General features: G+C 38.5%; 21 protein-coding genes. 9 read left to right on the top strand and 12 right to left on the bottom strand.

Annotated elements, in window-relative coordinates; all coding sequences use genetic code 11:
• Positions 1–63: 63 nt before the first annotated feature.
• On the bottom strand, positions 64–1,107 hold the full coding sequence (locus ACK1JC_RS05765; RefSeq protein WP_409510910.1) for an AraC family transcriptional regulator ligand-binding domain-containing protein: 1,044 nt from the start codon (positions 1,105–1,107) through the stop codon (positions 64–66).
• Between the two features lie 145 nt (positions 1,108–1,252).
• On the opposite strand from ACK1JC_RS05765, the gene ACK1JC_RS05760 reads away from it, so the two are divergent.
• Positions 1,253–2,134: a metal-dependent hydrolase gene (locus ACK1JC_RS05760; protein ID WP_409510909.1), complete on the top strand. Its 882-nt coding sequence runs from the start codon at positions 1,253–1,255 to the stop codon at positions 2,132–2,134.
• 55 nt (positions 2,135–2,189) lie between these two features.
• Positions 2,190–3,065: a metal-dependent hydrolase gene (locus ACK1JC_RS05755; RefSeq protein ID WP_409510908.1), complete on the top strand. Its 876-nt coding sequence runs from the start codon at positions 2,190–2,192 to the stop codon at positions 3,063–3,065.
• Positions 3,066–3,203: 138 nt separating this feature from the next.
• Here the strand turns inward: ACK1JC_RS05755 and ACK1JC_RS05750 are convergent, their stop codons facing one another.
• Both ACK1JC_RS05750 and ACK1JC_RS05745 read right to left on the bottom strand, forming a co-directional pair.
• Positions 3,204–4,199: a DUF2804 domain-containing protein gene (locus tag ACK1JC_RS05750; protein ID WP_409510907.1), complete on the bottom strand. Its 996-nt coding sequence runs from the start codon at positions 4,197–4,199 to the stop codon at positions 3,204–3,206.
• Positions 4,200–4,483: 284 nt separating this feature from the next.
• Positions 4,484–5,602, bottom strand: a complete 1,119-nt coding sequence (locus ACK1JC_RS05745; RefSeq protein ID WP_409510906.1) for a CaiB/BaiF CoA transferase family protein — start codon at positions 5,600–5,602, stop codon at positions 4,484–4,486.
• Positions 5,603–5,812: 210 nt separating this feature from the next.
• On the opposite strand from ACK1JC_RS05745, the gene ACK1JC_RS05740 reads away from it, so the two are divergent.
• Positions 5,813–6,823, top strand: a complete 1,011-nt coding sequence (locus ACK1JC_RS05740) for an AraC family transcriptional regulator (protein WP_409510905.1) — start codon at positions 5,813–5,815, stop codon at positions 6,821–6,823.
• Positions 6,824–6,988: 165 nt separating this feature from the next.
• Here ACK1JC_RS05740 and bfr read toward each other — a convergent pair whose 3' ends face one another.
• Complete coding sequence (bfr, locus tag ACK1JC_RS05735) at positions 6,989–7,453, bottom strand: bacterioferritin (protein WP_409510904.1); 465 nt, start codon at positions 7,451–7,453, stop codon at positions 6,989–6,991.
• A 407-nt stretch (positions 7,454–7,860) separates the two neighbouring features.
• Between bfr and ACK1JC_RS05730 the strand changes: the two genes are divergently transcribed.
• The gene (locus tag ACK1JC_RS05730; RefSeq protein WP_409510903.1) at positions 7,861–8,934 is read left to right on the top strand and encodes an SDR family oxidoreductase; all 1,074 of its coding nucleotides are present in this window, start codon (positions 7,861–7,863) and stop codon (positions 8,932–8,934) included.
• 92 nt (positions 8,935–9,026) lie between these two features.
• On the opposite strand, the gene ligA is transcribed toward ACK1JC_RS05730, so the two are convergent.
• The 5 genes from ligA to ACK1JC_RS05705 form a co-directional block, all read right to left on the bottom strand.
• On the bottom strand, positions 9,027–11,054 hold the full coding sequence (ligA, locus tag ACK1JC_RS05725) for an NAD-dependent DNA ligase LigA (protein WP_409510902.1): 2,028 nt from the start codon (positions 11,052–11,054) through the stop codon (positions 9,027–9,029).
• Between the two features lie 103 nt (positions 11,055–11,157).
• Complete coding sequence (locus ACK1JC_RS05720) at positions 11,158–12,228, bottom strand: cell division protein ZipA C-terminal FtsZ-binding domain-containing protein (protein ID WP_409510901.1); 1,071 nt, start codon at positions 12,226–12,228, stop codon at positions 11,158–11,160.
• Between the two features lies 1 nt (position 12,229).
• Complete coding sequence (smc, locus tag ACK1JC_RS05715; RefSeq protein ID WP_409510900.1) at positions 12,230–15,682, bottom strand: chromosome segregation protein SMC; 3,453 nt, start codon at positions 15,680–15,682, stop codon at positions 12,230–12,232.
• A gap of 27 nt (positions 15,683–15,709) precedes the next feature.
• Positions 15,710–16,405, bottom strand: coding sequence for a GntR family transcriptional regulator (locus tag ACK1JC_RS05710; RefSeq protein ID WP_409510899.1), 696 nt, complete (start codon positions 16,403–16,405; stop codon positions 15,710–15,712).
• Positions 16,406–16,577: 172 nt separating this feature from the next.
• Positions 16,578–17,387, bottom strand: a complete 810-nt coding sequence (locus ACK1JC_RS05705; RefSeq protein ID WP_409510898.1) for a sulfite exporter TauE/SafE family protein — start codon at positions 17,385–17,387, stop codon at positions 16,578–16,580.
• Positions 17,388–17,416: 29 nt separating this feature from the next.
• Between ACK1JC_RS05705 and ACK1JC_RS05700 the strand changes: the two genes are divergently transcribed.
• Both ACK1JC_RS05700 and ACK1JC_RS05695 read left to right on the top strand, forming a co-directional pair.
• Complete coding sequence (locus ACK1JC_RS05700) at positions 17,417–18,172, top strand: biotin--[acetyl-CoA-carboxylase] ligase (RefSeq protein ID WP_409510897.1); 756 nt, start codon at positions 17,417–17,419, stop codon at positions 18,170–18,172.
• 37 nt (positions 18,173–18,209) lie between these two features.
• Positions 18,210–18,956 (top strand): type III pantothenate kinase, encoded by a 747-nt coding sequence (locus ACK1JC_RS05695; protein WP_409510896.1) that lies wholly within the window; start codon positions 18,210–18,212, stop codon positions 18,954–18,956.
• Between the two features lie 127 nt (positions 18,957–19,083).
• Here ACK1JC_RS05695 and ACK1JC_RS05690 read toward each other — a convergent pair whose 3' ends face one another.
• Both ACK1JC_RS05690 and ffh read right to left on the bottom strand, forming a co-directional pair.
• On the bottom strand, positions 19,084–19,671 hold the full coding sequence (locus ACK1JC_RS05690) for an RBBP9/YdeN family alpha/beta hydrolase (protein WP_409510895.1): 588 nt from the start codon (positions 19,669–19,671) through the stop codon (positions 19,084–19,086).
• Positions 19,672–19,801: 130 nt separating this feature from the next.
• A complete protein-coding gene (ffh, locus tag ACK1JC_RS05685) occupies positions 19,802–21,211 on the bottom strand; it encodes a signal recognition particle protein (protein WP_409510894.1) in 1,410 nt (469 codons plus the stop codon).
• 142 nt (positions 21,212–21,353) lie between these two features.
• Here ffh and ACK1JC_RS05680 point away from each other — a divergent pair, with 142 nt between their 5' ends.
• From ACK1JC_RS05680 to ACK1JC_RS05670, 3 genes are all read left to right on the top strand, one after another.
• A complete protein-coding gene (locus ACK1JC_RS05680; RefSeq protein ID WP_409510893.1) occupies positions 21,354–22,163 on the top strand; it encodes an inner membrane protein YpjD in 810 nt (269 codons plus the stop codon).
• 270 nt (positions 22,164–22,433) lie between these two features.
• Positions 22,434–22,568 carry a hypothetical protein gene (locus ACK1JC_RS05675; RefSeq protein WP_409510892.1) on the top strand — a complete coding sequence of 45 codons (135 nt, stop codon included), beginning with the start codon at positions 22,434–22,436 and terminating at the stop codon, positions 22,566–22,568.
• Between the two features lie 128 nt (positions 22,569–22,696).
• A complete protein-coding gene (locus tag ACK1JC_RS05670; RefSeq protein WP_409510891.1) occupies positions 22,697–23,629 on the top strand; it encodes a tRNA dihydrouridine synthase in 933 nt (310 codons plus the stop codon).
• A gap of 71 nt (positions 23,630–23,700) precedes the next feature.
• Here ACK1JC_RS05670 and ACK1JC_RS05665 read toward each other — a convergent pair whose 3' ends face one another.
• Positions 23,701–24,780, bottom strand: a complete 1,080-nt coding sequence (locus ACK1JC_RS05665) for a DUF1176 domain-containing protein (RefSeq protein WP_409510890.1) — start codon at positions 24,778–24,780, stop codon at positions 23,701–23,703.
• Positions 24,781–24,792: the final 12 nt, after the last annotated feature.

The following is a 24,792-nucleotide window of genomic DNA, read 5'->3' as shown; positions in this document are numbered from 1 at the left end:
GGTGATCTTCGGGTCACCTTTTTATTTCAACCTAGCAATTTTATGAATTATTTTTCAATAGTATTAGCCACTATTAATGGCATTTTTCAACTGTTGTTTTTTCTGCAATAAAGTCTGTCCACTATAGGCCTTATAAGCTCTCGCTAATGCAGATTGATCTGAATAACCCAACTTCATCGCAATATCGGTCAAATGTCGCTGATCTTGCAACAATTGCTCACAACGATTCATACGTTCATATTCAATAATTTTTTTAAATGATGTACCCAAGTCGGACAGTTGTCGTTGTAGTGTTCGACTTGAAATATGCAACTCTTGACTGATTTGTTCAATTTTCGGTGCTTGCTCTTCTAAGCGTAAATACTCTGCCACAATCAAATGCAACTGTTCGGCAATAGTTTCATAACGTGGCTTTGAGGCAATTGCCTCTTCGGCTTGGCGCACTAACATTTGCATAAGTGGTGGATCAGCTTGTTGAATTTTCAGGTTTAATCCATCTAAATCTAAAACAAAACAGTATTCACTTTGATGAAACAATACTTCACAAGCATAAAATTTTTGATAATGATACATTGCCATTTGTGGCGGATGAGCAAAATGTACACTGCGTAAAGGAAACTGATCTTCAGGCACTATTTTTCTTGCTAAATACATCATCAATGCTGTGGTCAACTCATTGAGTAATATGTATTTTTCATGATGAAATGGCCAAACCATATGCACATTATGTCCATAATGATGCATTTTCATCGGAATGATGTGATCACCATCTATCACTAAACGACTGAAACGTAATATATTTTGTAATGCCTCGGCAACCGTAGTACTACGTGAAGCCATATAGCCCAAAACTCCAAAATGTTCAGGTCGTACATGCTCTGCCATATCAAAGACGATATTTGGACGATTCAATATAATTCGTGTTTTCTCAATCAATTGATGAAAAAATAAATACGGTGATTGAGCATCTATGGGTAGGTTCAAAATCCGTTGTAAATTTTCATGATCATCGTGTAAAAAATCTGCGTTCAGCGCATCTATACCCTGCTCTAACAAATACAATTGCCAAAGATGGAAATACCCATTGGGAATATGTAAGTCCTGCATACACCAACACTCATACAATAATGTTATTTTGACATGTTCAATTTTCATTCTGTCGTAAAATGTATAAAAAATAGCAGACACTGTCAAAACAAAATTGTAAAAGCCCGACATACTGAAATCATTCTAGCTATGCCAGTAAAATAAAATGAATGCATTAGTGAAATATCAAGCTGAACCTGTAGTTCGCACCCAGCTCGACTTTAAACTCGATGAAATTCCTCGCTTTTGGTTTGGTGGAGATCCATTTCGCACTCGTATGTTTGACGCACTCAGCTTAACCTTCCCAGATGGTGAACGTTATTTCATTGAATCTGTACGCCTGTTCCGCAACAAGATTCAAGATCCAGATTTACAACAACGTGTTGCCGATTTTATTCGTCAAGAAGCGCAACACGGTATGGCACATGACAAAATGAATCAGGTTATGCGTAATCAAGGTATGCCCATTGATCAATTCATCAGCTTTTTAACCCGTTTATTTAAGTCCGAAATTAAGAACCGTTCTCCACAATACAATATTGCTATGACCGCTGCAGCAGAGCATCTTACAGCACTCATGGCAGATACTTTTTATAGTCATCAAGAAACACTTGCAGATGCTCATCCCTATGTCCGTGCTCTACTTGCATGGCATTCTATTGAAGAAATGGAACATCGTGATGTAGCTTTTGATGTTATGCAACAAGTCGGTGAAGTCCCTGAGCATATTCGTAAATTTAGCCTCGCACTGACCACAGTTGCGATGCTTGGATTTACCTCTTACCGCGCCAATGTCATGTTACGCGCCGATGGATTTACACCTATGGAGCGCTTAAAAATGGCGTATACAGGCTTACCGTGGTTTGTCGGGAAAAAGGGCATGCTGACACGTATGCGCTCTGCCTATATGGATTGGTATAAGCCAATGTTCCACCCAAGTCAGCACCCAATCATTGCACAGTATCAAGTTTGGATTGACACTTTAGCAATAACCAACGATCCGATTGCAGCAGGTGAAGCATTTTGGCAAGCAGGTTTAAGTAATTAATTGGTCATTTTCATCAAGTTGATCAAACTGAAAAATATAAAAATAGGAAAGAATCATGAATGCTTATCTTCAACATCAAGTCGATCCTGTCGTGCGTAAGAACCTCGACTTCAAACTCGATCAAATTCCTCGCTTTTGGTTTGGGGGAGACCCATTCCGCACGCGTATGTTTGATGCTTTAAGTCTGACTTTCCCTGTCGGTGAGCGTTATTTTATTCAAAGTGTTCGTGCCTTACGTGACCGCATAACAGATAATGAATTACAACAAAAAGTCACCGATTTTATTCAACAAGAAGCGCAACACGGTCTTACCCATGACCGTATGAATAATGAAATGAAAAAGCAAGGCATGCCTGTCGATGACTTTGTAAAATTTATGGATGATCGATTTTCTTATCTAATTAAAAATCGCTCAAAGCAATACAACATTGCTATGACCGCTGCCGCAGAACATTTGACAGCACTGATGGCGGAAACATTTTATAGTAAGAAAGAAACGCTTATAGATGTCCATCCTTATGTTCGTGCGCTTTTTGCTTGGCATGCGATTGAAGAAATGGAGCATCGTGATGTGGCTTTTGATGTCATGCAAGAGGTTGGAGAAGTTTCTGAACGTTTACGTAAATTTGCACTGACTTTTATCACCATCCAAATGTTTGGATTCACATTTTACCGTGCCAATGTCATGCTCAAGCATGATGGCTTTAATCGCTTAGAACGTGCAAAATTTGCAATCCAAGGTTTGCCATGGTTCTTTGGTCAAAAAGGTACGCTCAGCGCAATGAGCTCATCTTATAAAGATTGGTTTAAAGCAGACTTTCATCCGAGTCAACATCCTGTCATTCGCCAATACCAAACGTGGATTGATGCTTTGGCTGAAACCGATGATCCTATTGCCGCTGGTGAGGCTTTTTGGCAAGCGGCTTTATAATGGCAGAGATGACTTGAGTTCATTCTAAAATGACGGATGCAAAAAAAGGCGAATGTAAATAACACTCGCCTTTTTTACATGTTTTATTTAATATTCTTCAAAAATGATTGGTAGATTTACATAGATCATCTTATTGACTCACCATTTTGCATAGTGTTGTTCGAGTAAACCATATTCACGATTTAAATGAATTATTTCACCTTGTTCAGTTTGAATTGTCCCACTCACTCGCGACTGCCATTGACTAAATTGACTACCAACCAAACGTAGATTTAAACTCTCAAAACGGCGCCATCCTGTTTCAATGGTCAAGTTTAGTTTTTGATCGAGCGAAGTGATTGTCCAATGTTGATTATCTTGTTTTACAAATAATACATCTGCAACAGCATACAAAGCACCATTGACCCATAAGCAGTTTTCATTACCAAAACTTTCGTTCACCCCTGACGCCAAATTCAGTCCGACACGCTGACCATTGGCATCCCAAAAATTACATGATAACCAAAACCATGCTGTTTCAGGTCGTAAAAAACCACAAGTATCATCTAATGAAGCAAAGCTCTTTTCATTAAATTCAATATTTTGTTTCTTCTTATTAATAAAAAAACCTTCCACAGCCAATGTGGTTTTTTTCTGTGTATACGTCCAACCATTAATACCATTTGGACTACATAAACTTAGCGGTGATATCCCTGCACAGAAAATTCGAGCTTTCAGTTGTACTTCACCATGCTTTTTTACAGTGATATAACGCACACCATTGGCATGTTGCATTTCAAGTTCGAATGGCGATTTTAAAAAGTGACTTTGACTAAAAAGTGGTTGCTCATCAACCGTTGTACCTCGACCTAAAATCGTATTGGCATTCCACTCAAGTACTTCTTGGGTTTCATGATTATAGACATAAATAAACCCATGCCCTGCCCAACCAATATCTGCAATAGCCACGCCAATGGTATATTCTGCATGTTGAATACCACAAAATTTAAATTTTTTATATTTTAACTGTTTACGCCATCCTTTAAGCGTTTTTCCATACGGCGTTTTGTATTCATAGCGATTCACATCAATTGATGTTGGAATCTGCTCAAAACGTCCATAACGAGGTTGACCATTGCTTTGTATTAAATCCATTCCAACCTTTCCATCCGTGGTCACTGTTTAAATATAGACTTTAGTCGATGATTTAATTATGACCTATTTTCCACAAAAAGTGCAATATTTGTACATAAAATTCAAAGCCAAACCACATTAAAAACAAAGGTATATAAACAATTTAATTCATAAAATAGACCAAAATATCAATATATTTATCAATTCAATAACGCTCAAGTTGTATTTTTATCGCAATAAAAAAAGTCGACGAATGCCGACTTTCCATTTATTTATCACTTTTCACACTAGGTAATAAAAGAGTATTACCATTCACCTGCACCTAATGGCTGACCAATAAAGTCGTAACGACTTTTTGAACGTGAAAATTTAATTGGCAATGCCAACTGTGGTTCAGTCGCATCACTCTCTCTAGTTAAGGGCACATTCACGACCCATTCTCGCTCTCTCGCCAAAGCTGAATCCAATGCTTCTTCAAGTTTTAAGACAGGTTCTACACAAACATCAAGTTGGGCAAATAACGATTTCCAAACATCAAACGACTCCGATTTTATTTTTTCTCGTAGTGCTTTCTTCACAATTTTACGATCTTCAGTATCAAACGAAGCTCCTTTTTCGAGCAAAATTGGCAATTCTAGTGCAGTCGCTAAACCACTCATAAACTGCGGTTCTAAACTTCCAATTGAGATATATCGACCATCAATAGTTTCATAATAATCGTAGAATGTACCACCATTTAAATGTTCACCTTCCACTTGCTGATGTTGTCCTCCTGCAAGACTTGCTGAAGCTGCCATGTTATTCATACTCACAACACAATCTGTCATAGAAATGTCTACATACTGTCCTAAACCACTGGTTTGACGTTCAATAACTGCCGCCATAATGCCAATGACTGCATGTAGTGAACCACCTGCAACATCAGCAATTTGGATGCCCATTGGTGGTGGACCACTGTCTTGACGACCACTGTGCCCTGCGATCCCTGACAGTGAAATGTAGTTAATGTCATGCCCTGCTTTATTTTTATAGTGACCACTTTGCCCGTAACCTGTAATCGAGCAGTAAATCAATTTAGGGTTAATTTCCGCCAAAGTATGATAATCCAAGCCGAGACGTTGCATGACACCTGGACGAAATTGTTCAACGACAATGTCATATTCCGAAATTTTCTGTTTAATCAATTCAATACTTTTAGGATCTTTTAAGTCGAGTGCAATCGATTGCTTATTACGATTTAAATAACTGTGTGAAGTTGCCTGCCCATTGGCGTAAGGTGGCAGTAAACGAACCAAGTCAGGACGAGTCGGTGACTCGATATGGATCACTTCTGCACCCAAGTCTGCAAGATACATGGTCGCAAATGGACCTGGCAATAATGTAGAAAAGTCGAGTACTTTCAATCCTTTCAAAGCAGCTGTCATATTATTTTTACCAATTTAAGGTTGATTTTTATGTCATATTAGAAATATAAAACTAACATAACAATGTCATGTTCAGCCATTTACCTTGATCATTTCGGCAATTTATTATGTAAAAAGTAGATTTACGCTGTTGTAAATTGCTATTTATATTTTTTTTAGCGTCATTTAGGTCAGGTATACGTGAACATCAAAGAGACTGAAGGATTTAACATGAGTCGTGATACGATCAGTATCCATTTTGTCAATGCGGCGCTGACTGGGGTTAAACGCCTTGGCATGGATGTCGAAACTTTACTTTCGCACGTCGGAATTGAAGCTGAACTCCTTCGTCAGCCTAAAGCACGTATTTCTCCTGAACAATATACCCGTTTCATTAAAATGCTGTGGATGGTGACTCAGGATGAGCACGTTGGGTTTGATATTCAACCCCGTCGACTTGGCTCTTTCGCCATTATGTGTCAGCTGATTATCCATGCTAAAACTTTGGGTGAAGCCTTAGAGCTTTCATCACAATTTTACAAATTATTTGGCGATGAATGGTCGGTGTCTGTCGAGCGTGACAAACACGAAGCTCGCTTAGTTCCACTCATTCCAAAAACATTAGATCCAGATCATTTTATTACTGAAAGTATGCTCATGATTTGGCACGGTTTAGCTTCTTGGCTCATTGAGCGCCGTATTCCACTTGAGCGTGTACATTTTGGCTATCCACGTCCAAATCATGCCGATGAGTACGATGCACTCTTCTTTGCACCCGTCATGCAGTTCGATATGCCACGCACTGAAATCACCTTTGCTGCTGACTACCTTGATTTGCCGATTCGTCAAAATGAAGCAAGTTTGGAAGAATTCTTAAAAGCAGCACCTGCACAATTATTGGTGAAATTCAAAAATACCAATTCATTGACCTCACGTATTCGTGAAGTATTGAAAAGTCAAATTGGTGAAGAAATGCCAACATTGAATGATGTAGCCTCGATGCTGTATTTATCACCACAAACCTTGCGTCGTCGTTTAGCCGCTGAAGGTAAGAGTTATCAAGGTGTGAAAGATGCTTTACGCCGTGATGCAGCCATTCACTTATTGCTCAATCCTGATCTAACTCTTGAAGATGTTGCACAACAGGTTGGCTTTAGTGAAACTAGTACCTTCCACCGCGCATTTAAAAAATGGACTGGTGTAACGCCAGGTCTATATCGCCAATTACATGGTTATCATTAATTTTTGAACACTGACTGAATAGATTTTAGTATTTTCAGTTTTCCCGCCTAGTATTACTGCTAGGCTTTTTTTATTTTATAACTTAGACTGATATTCACATTTGAGTTAAAAATTTAGACATAAAAAAACTCAGATTTATCTGAGCTTTTTTAAATTCAACACAACTTACATTTGTGACTGAATATAATTTTGCAAACCAATTAACTCGATCAAACGCATTTGCTTTTCAAGCCAATAAGTATGATCTTCTTCTGTATCAGACATTTGCTGACGAAGCATATCACGAGTAATGTAATCTGCCTTTTCTTCACACAATTTGACACCCTGCGCCAATTTTTCACGGACATGATATTCAAGTGCAAGATCTGCTTTTAAACAGCTCACAACATCTGTACCAACTTCAATACCATCACGATCCATATTTGGCGTTCCTTCAAGAAACAACACACGGCGAATCAATGCATCTGCGTGCGCACCTTCTTCCTGACTTTCGTGGTCAATACGTTCAAAGATTTTAGATAAACCCCAATCTTCATACATACGAGAATGAATTAAATATTGATCACGAGCAGCCAGTTCACCACCGATCAACATATTTAGATAATCTACAACTTCTGGATTGCCACGCATTTCAAATACTCCATACCCTTTTTCAGCATTATGGACAATTTTGATCGATATTGCAAAACAATAAATTTATAAGTTTATGATTTTTATAAAATTAAAATGAGAAACATACGCATTTGCAGTATGAATTAGCTATTTTCCATATATAAAATAAACCTTTGCGAAATCTTCGAACCGTTAACTCTATTTATTTTTAAAAAATTCATATTGATTCATTTTTGTAACTATTCACAATGCTTCTTATTCAGCATTAAAATAGCTGACTACAACGACATAATTTATTCACTTTAAACGCATACGTTCTCACATGCGTTAATGTTAGAATTTACATGATCATAAAGTACGATGATCTTTATATATTTGATCTTAATCACTTTGAGCTTCACCACTTAGAATAAAAGGAACATATCATGTCAGAGGGAAACACCACTGCACCCATTTTGGTTACAGGTGCGACAGGTTATATTGCAAGTTGGGTGATTCAAAAATTACTCGAACAAGGTTTCACGGTACATGGAACGGTTCGTAGCTTGGCAAAAAAAACGAGCTATCAACATTTAGAAAAAATTGCAGCTCAAACCTCTGGCACGCTCAAATTTTTTGAGGCAAATTTACTTACTGAAGGCTCTTTTGATACCGCAATGCAAGGCTGTGAAATTGTCTTACATATGGCTTCGCCTTTTGTCGTGACCAATTATAAAGATGCAATCAAAGACATTATTGAACCTGCCATTATAGGCACTGAAAATGTGCTGAATAGTGTCAATCAAACGGCGTCGGTGAAGCGTGTGATCGTGACGTCTAGTATTGCTTCAACTTATGGTGATGCGGTTGATATTTTACAAACTTCACAAAATATTTTTGATGAATCACATTGGAATACGACTAGTTCAACAACACATCAGCCTTATCCTTATTCAAAAGTCATGGCTGAACGTAAAGCCTGGGACATGGCAAAAGCTCAAGATCGTTGGGATTTAATCTGTATTAACCCTGCGCTTGTACTTGGCCCTTCACTTACAGCTGGTACACAGTCAGGAAGCGTTGAAGTTTTACAACAGTTTGCCAATGGCATGACGCTTGCGGGCGTACCTGCCATGTGGAATGGTATTGTTGATGTTCGTGATGTTGCTGATGCCCATATTGCTGCTGCATTGAGTACCACAGCTTCGGGGCGCTACATCATTAGTGGGGGGTCACTCAGCCTCATGGAAATGGGTGGAATTCTACGCAAAAATTTTGGCAATGCTTATCCATTTCCACGTAATCAATTGCCAAAAATTGCGTTTAAAGCCTTTGGCCCCATAATTGGTTTTAGCCGTGCATTTGTCGATAAAAATATGGGTTATCCTATATTCTTTAATGCCAATAAAAGTCGAAAAGAATTAGGTATGACCTATCGCGACATTGAAGTGAGTTTGGTTGAACATTTCCAACAAATGATCAATGATGGTTTGGTGAAGAGGTTTATTTTTCTCAAATAACTTCCAAATAATCCTTGAATGAAACCCAATAAAAAACCACTGTTAAACAGTGGTTTTTTATGATCAATAGTCTACATATTCAAGTAAATCAATTATGCAGAAAATTGTTGTAAGAATTCTAAAAATTGCTGTTCATTTAAAACAGGAATATTCAATTTTTCAGCCTTCTCTAATTTAGAGCCTGCTTTTTCACCTGCAACAACACATTTAGTTTTACTCGACACACTACCACTAACACGTGCACCCAAGGCTTGGAGCAATTGAGTTGCTTCATCACGTCCCATGGTACTGAGTGTGCCTGTGACTACCCAACTCTCACCATTTAGTGGCTGACGGCTCGGTGCGACAGGTGCATCCCAATGAATTCCTGCTGCAAGTAAGCGATCTACCACTTCAAGGTTATGTGGTGCTTGAAAAAAGTCCACAATCCATTCAGCCGTAATATCACCAACATCAGGTGTTTTCTTTAAGGCTTCTAAATCCGCTTGACGAAGAGCCTCCAAAGTTTGAAAAGTATTAGCTAACATACGTGCTGTAGTTTCACCAACACCACGAATTCCAAGCGCATAAATAAAAGAAGCTAGTGTCGTTTTTTTACTGTTTTCAATCGAATCAATCAAGTTTTGAACCGACTTCTCGCCCATTTTCTCAATGGTCAATAATTTTTCACGATGCTCATGTAAATGATAAATATCCGCCACATCATTGAGTAAATCTAAATGTAATAATGATTCCGCCCATCGATCTCCCAAACCTTCAATATCCATCGCTTTACGTGAAACAAAATGGCGAATCGCCTCAATACGCTGTGCTGAACAATACAATCCACCAGAACAACGTGCTAAAGCTTCACCTTCTGGCATTACGACAGGCGAAGCACAAACAGGACAGTTTTCAGGTAAATGTACTTCAACCGTATCATTCGGACGAAACTCTAGCCAAACTTTTTCCACTTTCGGAATCACATCACCACTGCGGTAAACACTAACTGTATCGCCGACACGAACATCTAAACGGTGAATTTCACCAATGTTATGTAAAGTTACGTTAGAAACAGTAACACCACCCACAGCAACAGGGTTTAAACGTGCAACAGGCGTTAATGTTCCTGTACGCCCCACTTGCCAATCAATATTGTCAACTGTGGTTAAAGCTGCTACAGCAGGGAATTTATAAGCCGTTGCCCAACGTGGCTCGCGACTTAAAAAACCCAATTGTTGCTGTTGTTTCAAGTCGTTGACTTTAACAACCATACCATCAATTTCAACCAATAAATTTGGACGTTCTTGATTGATTTGCTCATACTTTTCTTGAACTTCTTCAATAGATTGACAAACAAAATGACGCTCACCCACCGCAAAACCGAACTGCGTTAACCACTCCAAACTTTCAGACATGGTATTTTGCCCATGAGGTGGTTCACATTGTGCAATACCATAGGCATAGAAGGCTAAAGGACGTGAGGCTGCAACATTAGGATCAAGCTGACGTAGGCTACCTGCTGCTGCATTACGTGGATTTGCAAAGGTCTTTTCACCTTTCGCTTCATTTTCTGCATTCAGTTTTTCAAAACCTGCTTTTGGCATTAGTACTTCGCCACGCACTTCAAGCAATGTCGGAATTTCTATTGTTTCAGAACTTAAAACCTTCGGTAAATTACGAATTGTTTTCACATTTTGCGTAATTACTTCCCCTGTTTCACCATCACCACGGGTCACGCCACGAATCAATATACCGTTTTCGTACCACAGTGAAATCGCTAAACCATCAAATTTAAGTTCTACATCATATTCAATTTTTTGATTCGGCAAACGCTCTTCTATACGACGCGCAAAAGCAAACAACTCATCTTGATTAAAGACATTACCCAAAGACAGCATGGGCACAGTATGGGTAATATTTTCAAACTTTGATAATGGCTTTCCGCCTACACGACTAACAGGCGAATCGGGTTGTATCAGATCTGGATATTGTTGTTCTAGACTTTTAAGTTGATGAAAGAGCTGATCATACTCACTGTCTTCTATGCTCGGTTGATCCATCACATAATACGCATGATTATGTTGTGCAAGGACTTGAATCAATTGACGCATTTGAGCGACGATCGCATTTTTTTCCATAAATTCTTTCACCAAAACTCTTTTACCATAATAAATGGGCGGATAATTCCGCCCATTTCATTTTAAATCAGTCTCAAAATAATATCAGCATTTGATCTGATGATCAGACCGCTTGTCCTGAACGAAAATCAATGGCTTGATGACGCCAGTGTTCTTTTAACTGTGGGGTAAATTCCAGATTATTTTCATCATAAACCGTCCCATCAATCTCACGAGCAATTAAACCTGCAATGCTCACCATGGTATCAAAACCTTTTTGCACATCAGGATGTGGCAAAGCAAGGAAGAATGCCAAACCTTGTACCTGTTCCATAGACAAGGCTTCTAAATCAAAGCCGGCTGGTGTTGAGTCAATAATACGTAATACTGAAAACATCAATGAACTTTCATTTTCAGGGTCTTCATAGCGGTGAAAACACTTCATTTCACCAAAGCGTAAACCATATTTCATCATTACTTTCAGGGTTTTATCACCTGACAAGGCACGACGTGGATCAGGATAAACATTTAAGCCAATAATTCTCTCAGCATTTGCCAAAATACTTTGATCATCTTGGCGTTGTTGCTCACTCAAATGTACATCAAGAATACTGCTTTCATCTTCAAATTCTTGAATTTTTACAGTTTCAACCTGTGTATTCGGTGTGAATGCTTCAATGGCTTCAACTTGCGGTTTCGTCACATATGTCGATGTCGCCGTATCAGTTTTTGTTATATCTTCTTGATTGGACGTTTCAGTTTTTTCCACAACAGAAGCCGTCTGTAAATCAAGTGTTGGCTCAACCTTTTCAATTTTCAGCTTAGTTGTATCATCCGCTTGATCAATATGTGCTGTGATATTTTCTTCAGTCACTTCCGCAGTCACTGTTTCAGTTGGCTTTACTTCAGTTTGCTTTGCCTCAGTCGGTTTTGGTTCAGCTTTTTCAGTTGAAGATGCGTTAACATCAACATCTTCAAGTATCGTTAAATTTGGCTCGACACGTTCTGTTTCTGTCGAGCTACGCAACTGATCACGTACATGGCGTGGAATGACTGGCTGATTGCTGTCTTCATTAATATGCAATGCTGAATCAAGCGATGGCGCTGCATCATCTGACTTACGCAACATCATAATCAAACCCACAAGGCAGATAATAACCGCAAGGACAATGCCAATAATTGTTGTGATTTCCATACTAGGACTCCGCGGCTAAACCGTACTCTCTTGCCTCTTCCAAATTCACTGTGACGAGTTTTGATGTGCCCGGTTCAGGCATCGTCACACCCAATAAATCGGTTGCCATGGTCATAGCAACTTTATTATGTGTAATGTAAATGAATTGCACCTGCTCCGACAATTCTTTTACAAGATTACAAAAACGCCCAACGTTCGCATCATCAAGTGGCGCATCAACTTCATCAAGCACACAAAATGGTGCAGGATTTAAACGGAAAATTGCAAAAACCAATGCCAATGCCGTCAATGCTTTTTCACCGCCCGACAGCAATGCCAATGAACTATTTTTCTTGCCCGGTGGACGAGCCATTAAACGTACACCCGATTGCCAATCATCTTCAAGACTTAATGTTGCTTCACCACCATTAAAGACTTTTGGAAACAGATTTTGCAGTTCTGCATTGACCTGATCAAACGTGGTCATAAATAATTTACGAGTTTCCTGATCAATGCTCTTCATAGCATCTCTCAGTTGCTCCACTGTATTTTCTAAATCATGAATTTGATGCATCAATTCATCAAAACGCTTTGACACGTCTTCATACTCTTCTGAAGCCGCCAAATTGACCGCACCCAATTTTTCAAACTGACGCTGAGCTTTTTCAAAGTTTTGTTGATGCGTAGGTAAATCAATGATCAATCCTGATTTTATCTCAGCATTCATCTCTTTGAGCTGATCAGAATAATGCTGTAAATCAGACTTCGCTGACTGCCATGCTAAGCGCTTTGCTTCGAGTTGGGTACGTAGTTGCTCATCATTTTGTTGATGTAACAGACGCAGTTCGGTTAACTGTTGTTGTTTTGACTGAACATTATTCAATTCAACTTGCCAATCTGCCCAAGTTTTTTGCAACTTTTCCGCTTGCTCAGCTTGCTCAGCATACTGACGCTCTAGGCTTGGCAACTCGAGTTGTATCGGATCAACAAATTGATGAGCCTGTTCCATTTGCTGCACAATCTGCTGATAGCTCACTTTAGAAAAATTCAAATCTTTATCAAGCAATTCAATCTGTTGCTTATTTTGCTCAGCCATACGCCTTGATGCTTCCACATCTTGCTGTTTATGCTGTAATTGTTGCTGTTGTTCTTCAACCTGTTCATTAAGCTCGTCAAGCTTATATTGCAAAGTTTTATATTCAGGTAAATGCTGTTCTAGCTTCATGCTCAATGAATGTAGATCAATTTCAAGATCATCTTTCTGCATGGCATCTTCTTCAAGTTGCTCATCAAGTTGTTGTAACTGACTATTGAGCTGAACTTTTTGCAATTCAAATGCCTGCGTTGCACTTTGTTGTTTAGCGATTTGCACATTTACTTGCTGTTGAATATTTTGCTGTGTTTTTAAAGCTGTTTGATCTGCTTGGATCTGCTTCTGTAATTCAGCCAACTGATGTTGTATTGAAGGTAATACTACTTCAGCATCACTCAATTGAGGTAATAAAGTTATAAGCGCAAGCTCAATTTCTTCTAAACGAATACGATGACTCAATGCGCCTTGTGCGGCTTGACTGGATTCATCGAAGAATAAGCCAATGACCCAATCTTGACCGACATGATAACCATCGAGTGTCAGAAGACTCTGCCCAACGGTTAATTGTTTTTGAAAACTCAACGCCTGCGTTAAGTTTTCAGCAATCGCTACCTGATTCCACAATGAATATTGAGGTGATTCAATCCAATCTGCTAAACAAGATAATCCATTGATTTGGATTTTATCCTTTGAAATTGAGCTTTTTAACTGACGAGCAAGACTGTCTTGAAAATCAGAATTTGTATCAACAATATCTGCAGACAGCCATTTTGCAAGGAGCTTTTCAACCAAACTCGCTTGTGCTTTACCCTGCTCATTGAGTTTTAAAACGTGCATGAGTTGTAGAGCATTTTCTGATGTTTTGACTGCACTTTTCGCCAAGAGCTGATTGAGATTTTTCTGCTCAGACTGTAACACTTGAATTTCAGACTTTAGTGCTGAAATTTGTACTTTTTGTAGATTGACGTGTTCTTGCGTTTGCTCAATACGAGTTTTTGTTAGAGCAATGTTTTGCTCTAACTGTACAATTTCACACTGAGCTTTGGATTGATCTTGTTCAAGTTGACTCAAATCCTCCGTCATAAACTGCTTTTGTACCTGTTCAGCTTGAACTTTTAAGGTGTCTTTTTGCTGCTCTATACGTTGAACATTTTTACTCAGTTGCTCCATTTGCGCTTGCATCTGAGCTTTTTGCTGTTGCTGTTTTTCAACCTGAATTTTAATCAGTTCATATTGTTGTTGCGTTTGTAGTTGTTGCGCTTTTAAATCAGCAAAGACTTGCACACGCTGTTGACTATCGGCTTCGGCACTTTGTAAGTTTTCAGCATATTCATTTAACTGTGCCTGTAAGGTATCGAGCTGTAATTCAATGAGCTGAATACGTTCTTTGGTTTGAATTTTTTGTGTTTCGAGCTTTGCTAAAGATTCAGTATTTTGATTCAACAATGCTTGTTTTTGCTCAAGCATCATTTTTAATTCAGCGAGTTTCTTTTCCGCATGTTGCCATTCATTTTGCAAAGGTGTCGATTGTTGAATCAGACGTTGAAATAATTCACTTGTCGATGTCAAATCATGCTCAAGTGTAGTCATGTCCGAGCGCACGAGTTTGAAATGTTCACCAAGTTCATTCATTTGAACGGTATATTCTTCTTGTAAACGGCTACTTTGTTCACATTGGAAAGATAAAATTTCTATTTTTAAAGTTCGAACTTCATTTTCAAGTGTTTTGTATTGAACCGCATTTTCAGATTGACGCTTGAGTGTTTTTAACTGTCCTTTCAATTCAGAGGCAATATCTTCTAAACGCTCAAGATTCTGTGTCGTATGCTCTAAATGTTGTAAAGTTTCACGGCGACGCGCCTGATAACGTGATACGCCTGCAGCTTCCTCAATATATATCCGCATTTCTTCAGGCTTAGCATCAACCAAGCGGTTAATCATACCCTGCTCAATAATGGCATAGGAACGAGGACCTAAGCCTGTCCCTAAGAAAATATCGGTAATATCACGGCGACGGCACTTCGTTCCATTAAGAAAGTATTCAGATTTTCCATCACGGTTGACCTGACGGCGTACAGCCAATTCACTATAGGCATTATACGCCCCTCCGAGCTTGCCATAGGTATTTTCAAAGCGTAGTTCTACACTTGCCATACCAACAGGTTTACGTTTTGCCGTTCCTGTAAAAATGACATCTTGCATAGTTCCGCCACGTAACTGACGTGCGCTTGATTCACCCATGACCCAACGAATGGCATCAATCACATTGGATTTACCACAGCCATTAGGTCCCACTACCGCAGTACGGTTCTCTTTGAATTGTAATGTCGTGCTGTCGGCAAAAGATTTAAAGCCAGACAATTTTAAGCTGCTTAAACGCATAATGTCCTAATTACTTACTCACGTTACTTAGCGACGTGATCTCCGCGCCCAAGCAAGTTCGATTTGTTTCATTCGTGTCAGCGATTCCAACACTAAGTTGCGTAAGTGTCGGCAAAAATCATCCATAAATAAAGTAGCTTGTTGTGATTTTCGGATTAAAATCGCATCAATCACCAAGCGGAACAATTCTAACGCTTCTTGTAGCTCTCGTCTTGAAGTATTTAAGGTTAAAAAATAGCTACGACGTAAAGAAGGCAACAGTTCCTTATAAAATTTCATCAAATAAGAGTTGCCAACCATATCATTTTGTTCAGACAAAAAATGAAAAATACCATCATAAAACTTTTCAGTATTGCCCTGTTTTACATGCTCAATTAAATCATTTAATAAATGCTGTAGCGCTTCAGCTTCATGGCTTCGCCACGTCTCACTCATTTTATGAACAATCTGACCCAATAGAAGTGCACAAGTATCAAATAACGCTCTCACTTGCTGTGCTGACATTTCTGACACAATTGCGCCACGACGTGGGAAAATTTCAATCAGATGCGTGCGTTCAAGCAACAATAAAGCCTCACGCACCGAACCTCGACTGACATCAAGTTCTTTTGCAATGCGTAACTCTTGTATGCGCTCACCCTCCACCAATTCACCACTGATGATTTGCTCGCTTATATGCCTTGCGATTTGTTCCGATAGGCTATCTACATCATCCAAATGCATATAAATCCTGTTTTATTAGTTTTATTTAGATTAAGTCTGAATCATTATCTTCCTTATATAACTGATTCAGACTTTGCATTTCCATGTCATTGTTAGACAATTTTTAAGATTTTAAGCCAATCCTGTTGTGAACAATAGTGTCATTGATCTAAAACTTTATCTATCAGCCAATTTAAAAAAATATTTTAATGCCCTGTAATACAAAGTAAGTTCCGACTGAAACCAGCAAACCTGCAAAGCATTTTTTCAACATTGCAGGTGATAATTGATGTGCCACTTTTGCACCGAGTTTTGCTGTAATAAAACTCATAATACTGATACCAATAAAGGCATAAATATGCACATAACCAATCGCATTTTTAATTTCAACTTGACCATGTGATCCAAAAATCATAAAACCAATTGCCCCTGCAATAGCAATCGGCAAACCACATGCTGCCGAAGTCGCTACCGCTTTTTGCATCACTACGCCATATTTATTTAAATATGGCACTGTCAAACTTCCCCCACCAATACCAAAAATTGCCGATGCTACTCCAATACCACCACCTGCAAGCATTTGCATTGGTACAGGCGGTAAGTGTTTAGACACATCTACTTGAACATTAGCGCCCTTAAACATTTTAAATGCCACCCATAAAGCAAATACACCAATGATCAATTGCAAATTCCCACCCGACAAAACATCGGCAATACCTGCACCTAAAAATGAGCCTAGAACTAAACCTGGTGCAAGGTTTTTAACCACATGCCACATAACCGCACCTTTTTTATGATGGGCTGAAACTGAACTTAGTGATGTCACAATAATTGTTGCCAATGATGTTCCCAATGCCATATGCATCACAACCGTTGGGTCATAACCCATTTGAGTAAAAACCACATATAAAATTGGGACAATAATCAAACCACCACCAACACCAAATAGTCCTGCGGCAAATCCTGCAATTGCACCAATGACCAAATATATGATTAACTCCATCACTACTTTCCTTTCTTCTCAGATTCAATATGGATTTAGAGACTCGTCATCTTCGACAGCTTTTAACAGATGCTCAGCAACTACCTGAAATTCTTTTACTTAAACACAATACAACATCGACCAATGATGATGTCCGTGAGCTTGCACAAGGCGCAAATCGCATCCTTGTGTGTAGTGAACAACAAAGTCAGGGACGGGGGCAACATCAACGAGAATGGGTCTCTCCCATCGGGAATATTTATTTAAGCACATTGCTGAAAACCAAAACACCCCTTGATGGACGCCTTGCACTTGAAATTGCATTAAATATTCTACAAATTTCAAGTTTAAAAACCCTGCCAAATCTACAAGTTAAATGGCCCAATGACCTATATAGCCCACAAGGAAAATGGGGAGGGATACTCGTTGAACCATTATCAGCACATGAAGCCATTGTTGGTGTGGGGATCAACTTATTGCCTGTACCACCTGAACAACTCTCACAACAAGCAACTTCTGTCGTGCAATTGGGTGTGCAATATCCCAACCGTATTCAAATGATCAGTGACGTATATTTAGCCATTTTGCAAGCGGGGCAATGGTTTGATCATGGCTGCTACAACCTTGCAGCTCGCTTCAATAATGTCGCAGCATTTATGGGACAAACGGTTGAATTTGAACAAACAAAAGATACTATTCAAGGTGTTTTTAAAGGCATTGATCGAGATGGAGCAATTCAAATTGAAAATGAACAAGGATTACAAAGCTATTATCAAGGACGTTTACGTCTAAAATCGGTTAAATAGATCAACATTAAAAATTAGTAGGACGATCAACACTTCCATGAAAAACTTATGGCTTGATATTGGCAATACACGTCTAAAATATTGGATTACCACGACCGATCTCGAAACATTAGAGCAACATGTTATTGAGCATGGCGCAGAATTACATCTGCAATCTCCTGCTGATCTCTTGTTAGGTTTGATTCAACATTTTAAAAATAGTGAGATTGATTGTGTTGGCATTTCGTCAGTCCAAGATCAAAAGAATAATGAACGTATTTTACAGATTTTAAACCTACTCGATATTCCTATGACCTTTGCAAAAGTACATGCCGAATATGCGGGTTTAAAATGTGGCTATGATCATGTTGAACAACTCGGTATTGACCGTTGGCTTCAAGTATTGGCTGTCGCTAATGTTGAACAAGACTTATGTGTTATTAGTTGTGGGACTGCACTAACGATTGATTTAACACAAGGTTTACAACATTTGGGTGGATATATTTTGCCAAATTTATATTTACAACGAGACTCACTTATTCAAAATACTAAAGGCATTAAAATTCCTGACGTTGCCTTTGATGAACTCACTCCAGGACGCAATACCATTGATGCAGTACATCACGGTATTTTTCTTGGCTTACTCAGTACTATTCGCCAAGTTATGCAACAGTCACCACGTAAACTTATACTTACAGGTGGTGATGCACCTTTATTTGCACGTTTTCTTGAAGAGTTTGAACCACAAGTTGAAGAAGACTTACTACTCAAAGGTTTACGTTTCTATATTGAACATGCAACATGATTTTAAAGTTATCAAGTAGCATTTAACGTGTAACCTTATCAAATAAATAAAAATTGAGGATGCTTTAACATCCTCAATTTCGATTTCAATAAAATCTCAATTTTTAAAAAAATGCGATTTTCTATTTCTATATAGTCACTACTTGAGTAACCGACTGTTCGACCAATAGTTTTTCTAACTTTTCCCAGAGCTGTGGGAACTCGCTAAGACCATCACTTTGCATAAAGTGACCTGCTTTTTTCACTTCAATCATTTGTGCATTTAATAATTGACCAAAACGAATACTCAATGGTGCAGGAACGAATGGATCATTACAGGAAAATAATGAATAACGTTGCTGAATTCTAAATCTGAGTAATGCATCATTGAGTTTGGCTTGTTGAACAAACTGATTCAATTCAGGCAAAGCTGTCAGCTTTTCATTAAAACCTGCGACCATAAATATCGCTTTAATTAAACGACCATTAAGTGCTTCAGAGAGATAATCTAGTACGCTAATACACCCTAAACTATGCGCAACAATAATGGTTTGCTCATTTAAAGGATGGACTTGTGCCTCCAAATTTTGACGCCATGTGGCAAAATCAGGCTGATCACTGCCTTGCAAATGAACAATCTCACATTGACTTCCCATTTGCTCAATTTTTGTTGCTAACCATGGAAACCAATGTTGCTCAGGTGAAGATTGATACCCATGTATAATAAAAACTTTCATAAGCATTCTTCTAATAATTATTTACTTAAGTTTATTATAATTTAATAATTCTTTTAATTTGTATTATTTTTATAAACAAAAAGGTGATAAATATCACCTTTTAAGTTTTTTGATTTTAAAAATTTAACCTTTATTTCTTCGGTTCATTGTTACCAAATAAGGGTCCCATACCACCGCCACCACCAAACTGCTTTTGCATACCGCCAAGTGATTTCAACATTTTCGCCATGCCCGATGGATTGGCAAATTTTTTCATCATTTTTGCCATTTGCGCATGTTGTTTAATGAGCTTATTCACCTCAACAACTTCCATACCACAACCCGCAGCGATACGTTTTTTACGACTTGGATTCATCAAATCAGGATTACGGCGTTCTTTAATGGTCATCGACTGGATAATCGCTTCCATTTTTTTCACTTGCTTTTCAGGGTTTGCTTGTGCAATTGCATCTTGAATTCCTGAATTGCTCATGCCAGGCAACTTATCTAAGAAGCCCATCATGCCACCCATGTTATTCATTTGTTCAAACTGCATCAGCATATCTTCAAAATTGAAGCTTCCGCCTTTTTGCAATTTTTTCGCCATTTTTTCAGCTTTTTCTTTGTCGATTTTACGTTCAACTTCTTCGACTAAAGAAAGGACATCACCCATACCCAAGATTCGCTGTGCAACACGCTCAGGATGGAATGGCTCTAAGGCATCGAGTTTTTCACCCATACCTAAGAATTTGATTGGTTTACCTGTAATTGCACGAACTGAAAGTGCAGCACCACCACGGGCATCACCATCAGTTTTAGTCAAGATCACGCCTGTTAAAGGCAGTGCATCATTGAATGCTTTTGCAGTATTTGCAGCATCCTGACCTGTCATCGCATCGACAACAAATAGTGTTTCGGTTGGACCAATCGCTGCGTGTAATGCTTTGATCTCATCCATCATATCTGCATCAATATGCAAACGACCTGCAGTATCGACAATCAAGACATCATTAAAGTTAATTTTTGCCTGACCAATCGCACGTTGCGCAATTTTTATTGGATCTTCCGAAGCATCTGATTCAATAAAATCAGCACCCACTTCAGCAGCAACGGTTTGTAGTTGTTTAATTGCCGCTGGGCGGTAAACGTCTGCAGAAACCATTGCAACTTTTTTCTTTTGGCGATCTTTTAAGAAACGCGCAAGTTTAGCAGCTGTAGTGGTTTTACCTGCACCTTGTAGACCTGCAAGCAAAATGACTACAGGTGGCTTAGCAGCCAAATCTAGGGTTTCATTTGCCGCACCCATCATTTTGGTGAGTTCGTCATAGACAATTTTGACAAAAGCTTGTCCTGGAGACAGCTGTGTCATCACTTCTTGACCCAATGCTTCTTCCTTAACTTTCGCGATAAACTCACGGGTTACAGGCAAAGCCACATCGGCTTCAAGCAGTGCCATACGCACTTCACGTAACGTGTCTTTAATATTGTCTTCAGTCAGTTGTCCTGAGCCGGTAACATTTCTTAGACTCTGCGTGAGTCGTTCTGTTAAGGTATCAAACATTGCGAAATCCGCTTAAAATAGTTGTTGCAAAAAATCTTCTGAAAAATAGAACTTTTATGCATAAGATGCTATAGGATACTGTAGTTCACATGGAATTTATATCTTATAACATGATTATTCATCATCCTGAAAAAGGTTTGACATGATTAGCCTACCCTTGGTTTATACGATTTTAGCATTAATTGCCTATACCTCTGTATTTTGGTATTTGGTGATGCATTTAATGTCAAAACGTGCTTATAACCCTTGGTTTATCGGGATCGTGTCAAGTTTGGGACTGATTCTACATGCAAGTGTACTTTATATTGACATGGTTACGCCACAAGGCATTAACTATGATGTTTTCAATCTAATGTCTTTTACAGCAGGGCTCATGCTACTGCTCAGTCTACTTTATAGCACCTATCGTCCCGTCTTATCGCTCAACTTGTTAGGAATTCCTGTTGCAGGCTTTGGACTGATTTTAGGTTTTTGTTTTAGTAAACCTCATCAGTTCATTGAACAGCATTCCTTAGGCTTAGACATTCATATTATTTTGTCGTTATCTGCCTATGCCGTTCTACTCATGGCAACTATTCATGCGGTGGTATTGTGGTTACAAAATCGTGAATTAAAGAAAAAACAAAAAAAACGTATTTGGGTGAGTTTTTTACCTTCATTTCAAGCCATGGAATCTTTATTATTTGATATGTTGATGACAGGCTTTACTCTGCTTACTCTCGCTCTTGGTTTTGGCTTTTTCACCATTGATAATTTCTTTGCTCAACATCTTGCCCATAAAACAGCATTTAGTATTGTGTCTTGGTTTGTATATGGCGCATTGCTGATTGGTCGCTATAAGTTTGGTTGGCGTGGTCAAAAAGCGATTCGTTTTACCATTATTGGATTTTTTTTATTGGCCGTGGGTTTTATTGGTTCTAAATTTGTTTTGGAAATGATTTTAAACCGCTGATGCAAACAAAAATTTAAAAAGTGAAAAACCATCCCAAAGCCTAGTTTTAATCAATTAGGCTTTTTTAATTTATTTGAATGAATTGAAATGATTCAATAAAACCAATCAATCTCGTATAAGATATTTTATATTTATTTTAGAACTTTAGAAAAATAAAACCTATGTTATTACCCTTAAAATTAATAAGGATTATCGCTTTATGAACAGGGCAAAGTAACCACATTAATACGCTGTTCTAATACAGACGTTGCACTAGCAAGAACATGTTTTATGCAATCGGTTATGGAACCTGAAATAAAGGTACTTTTAGATGATCAACTCCAAAGGTTACATTTAAAAGATTGGCAGTGGATTCAACAGCAGTCAGAAAAAATCATTACGATTTTTATTGTACAATCTAAATAACGTATCCACTTAAGACATAAACCATTTATATTCAATAACTTTATTTTGTTCCGAAATACTTCACCTAGACATCCTCACAAAAAAACCGTATAACGCTCCTGTTCAAATTGATAGATCAGGTAACGACATTGAAACTCATCCTTGCACCTATGGAAGGCTTAACCGACCCAATCATGCGTGATGTGCTCACGTCTGTAGGTAGCTTTGACTGGTGTGTGACTGAGTTTATTCGTATTACCAACTCGGTATTACCGGATCATGTTTATCATCACTACTGCCCTGAACTCCTCAATGGCGGAAAAACGGCATCAGGCACACCTGTACATGTGCAATTTTTAGGAAATGATCCTGAAATGCTCGCTGCTAATGCGATTCGAGCAGTTGAGTTGGGCGCACCTGTCATTGATATGAATTTTGGCTGCCCTGCAAAAACAGTGAATCGTCATCGTGGGGGTTCGGTACTCCTTGATGAACCCGAAGTGGTTTATGAGTTGGTCAAAGCGGTTCGTGATGCGATTCCTGCACACATTCCTGTTTCTGCAAAAATGCGCCTCGGCTATATGGACAGAAATTTCACCATGGAAAATGCTCATGCGATTGAAGATGCTGGTGCTTCATGGGTAACTGTACATGCACGCACCAAAGCAGATGGTTATACACCACCTGCATTTTGGGATGTGTTACAACCGATCAAAGAAACACTCAAAATTAATGTCATTGCTAATGGTGAAATTTGGACAAATACTGATGCCAAACAATGTCAACTTGAATCGGGCTGTGAAGATTTAATGATTGGACGTGGTGCAGTCACTACACCCGATTTAACCCAATGTATTCGTCAAAATACTGATGAAGCCTTACTGACTTGGGACGAGTTACTCAAGTTACAAATCCGTTTCCTTAGTGGACCTTATAAAAAAGAAATCAATATGGTTGGGCGTTATAAACAGTGGATTGGTATGATGTCGAAGCATTATCCTGAAGCAAAACTGCTATGGAATGAAGTGAAACGTGCCAAAAAAATTGATGAACTCATTGAAAAGCTGAAAAATCCGGCTTAAATCATTTTAAATCAATGACTCGCTTTATTTAAGCCATTTAAATCATCTTTTGGCTTCAAAAAAGCAAAAAATTATCGAGCTGATTCTTTTATCTTGGAAATTTTGGTGGGCATCGTCCATGCACCACCAGGGAATCCTTTACATTGTAAATTTGCAGCTTCATAACTTTGAATAAATTTTTGTCCATTCCACACCCATTCCTCCGATGACCAACAATCACCCAAGCCACGCCCTTTATGCGAAGCATTCAACATAACTGAATCACCATCGCTAATCGAGTTACTCACCATTTGATACACTTTTGTTAGTTTGTGATCCATTACCCAAGCACCTGAACCAAAATTATAAGCCCCACTCCAACACGGGCTTCTGACTAGACTTTTATCTTTCGTCAAAGGGGTCACAATAACCTGACGAACATCAGCATCCTGTTCATTAAAAAGAATATAACAATCTTCCTCGGTGGTCGTACGTTTTAAAATATTCTGTATACGTTCCACCTCTATATGAGGTGATTTATATTCAATCATTTTACCTTTTATAGCGGGTTGCACTGTGACAACAGGGATTGCTTCAGGCTGTAATACATTTTCATTTGCTCGATTTCCCTTTTTAATCAGGGCTGATGATGTCCCTACTCGCTTTTGAAACTCATCCATTTTCAGCAAAACAGCACTCATACCACTGCCTGAAAGAACCAAACTATTTTTTCCTGCATCCAAAATAATTTCGCTGTTTTGCGTTGCACTTTTCAATAAAGCTTGAATTTGTTGAGGTGTTAAAGTTGTTGAGTTCTCTTCCTGATTTGAAACTTTGCCATAAGATTGACCATTAATTTTTAAAATATATTGCTTAGGAATGACCGCTTTTTCATCACCAACCATCATAGTAAATTCAGCTTTTACAGGTGTACTTGTACCTGCTTTTCGAGTCAATAAAACGCTGACCATATTTTCAAAGCTATTTTCATCTGTGTGATATCCCGCTGCTCGGCATGTTCCGGTATTGTCACAAGCAAGCTCCCAATCACCATGGCTAAATGAAATCCCTTTAATTTCAGCAAATATACTTGTGCTAGCGAAGCTCGAGCAGATCAATAAAATTGTTTTTAAATGACTTTTAATATCATCTTTCATCTTAGTATTTTTCATTTTCTGTCCTTT

Origin of the sequence: Acinetobacter sp. TY2 (assembly GCF_046269225.1) — a bacterium.
Lineage (GTDB): Bacteria > Pseudomonadota > Gammaproteobacteria > Pseudomonadales > Moraxellaceae > Acinetobacter.
This window is presented reverse-complemented; position numbering and strand designations above follow the sequence as displayed.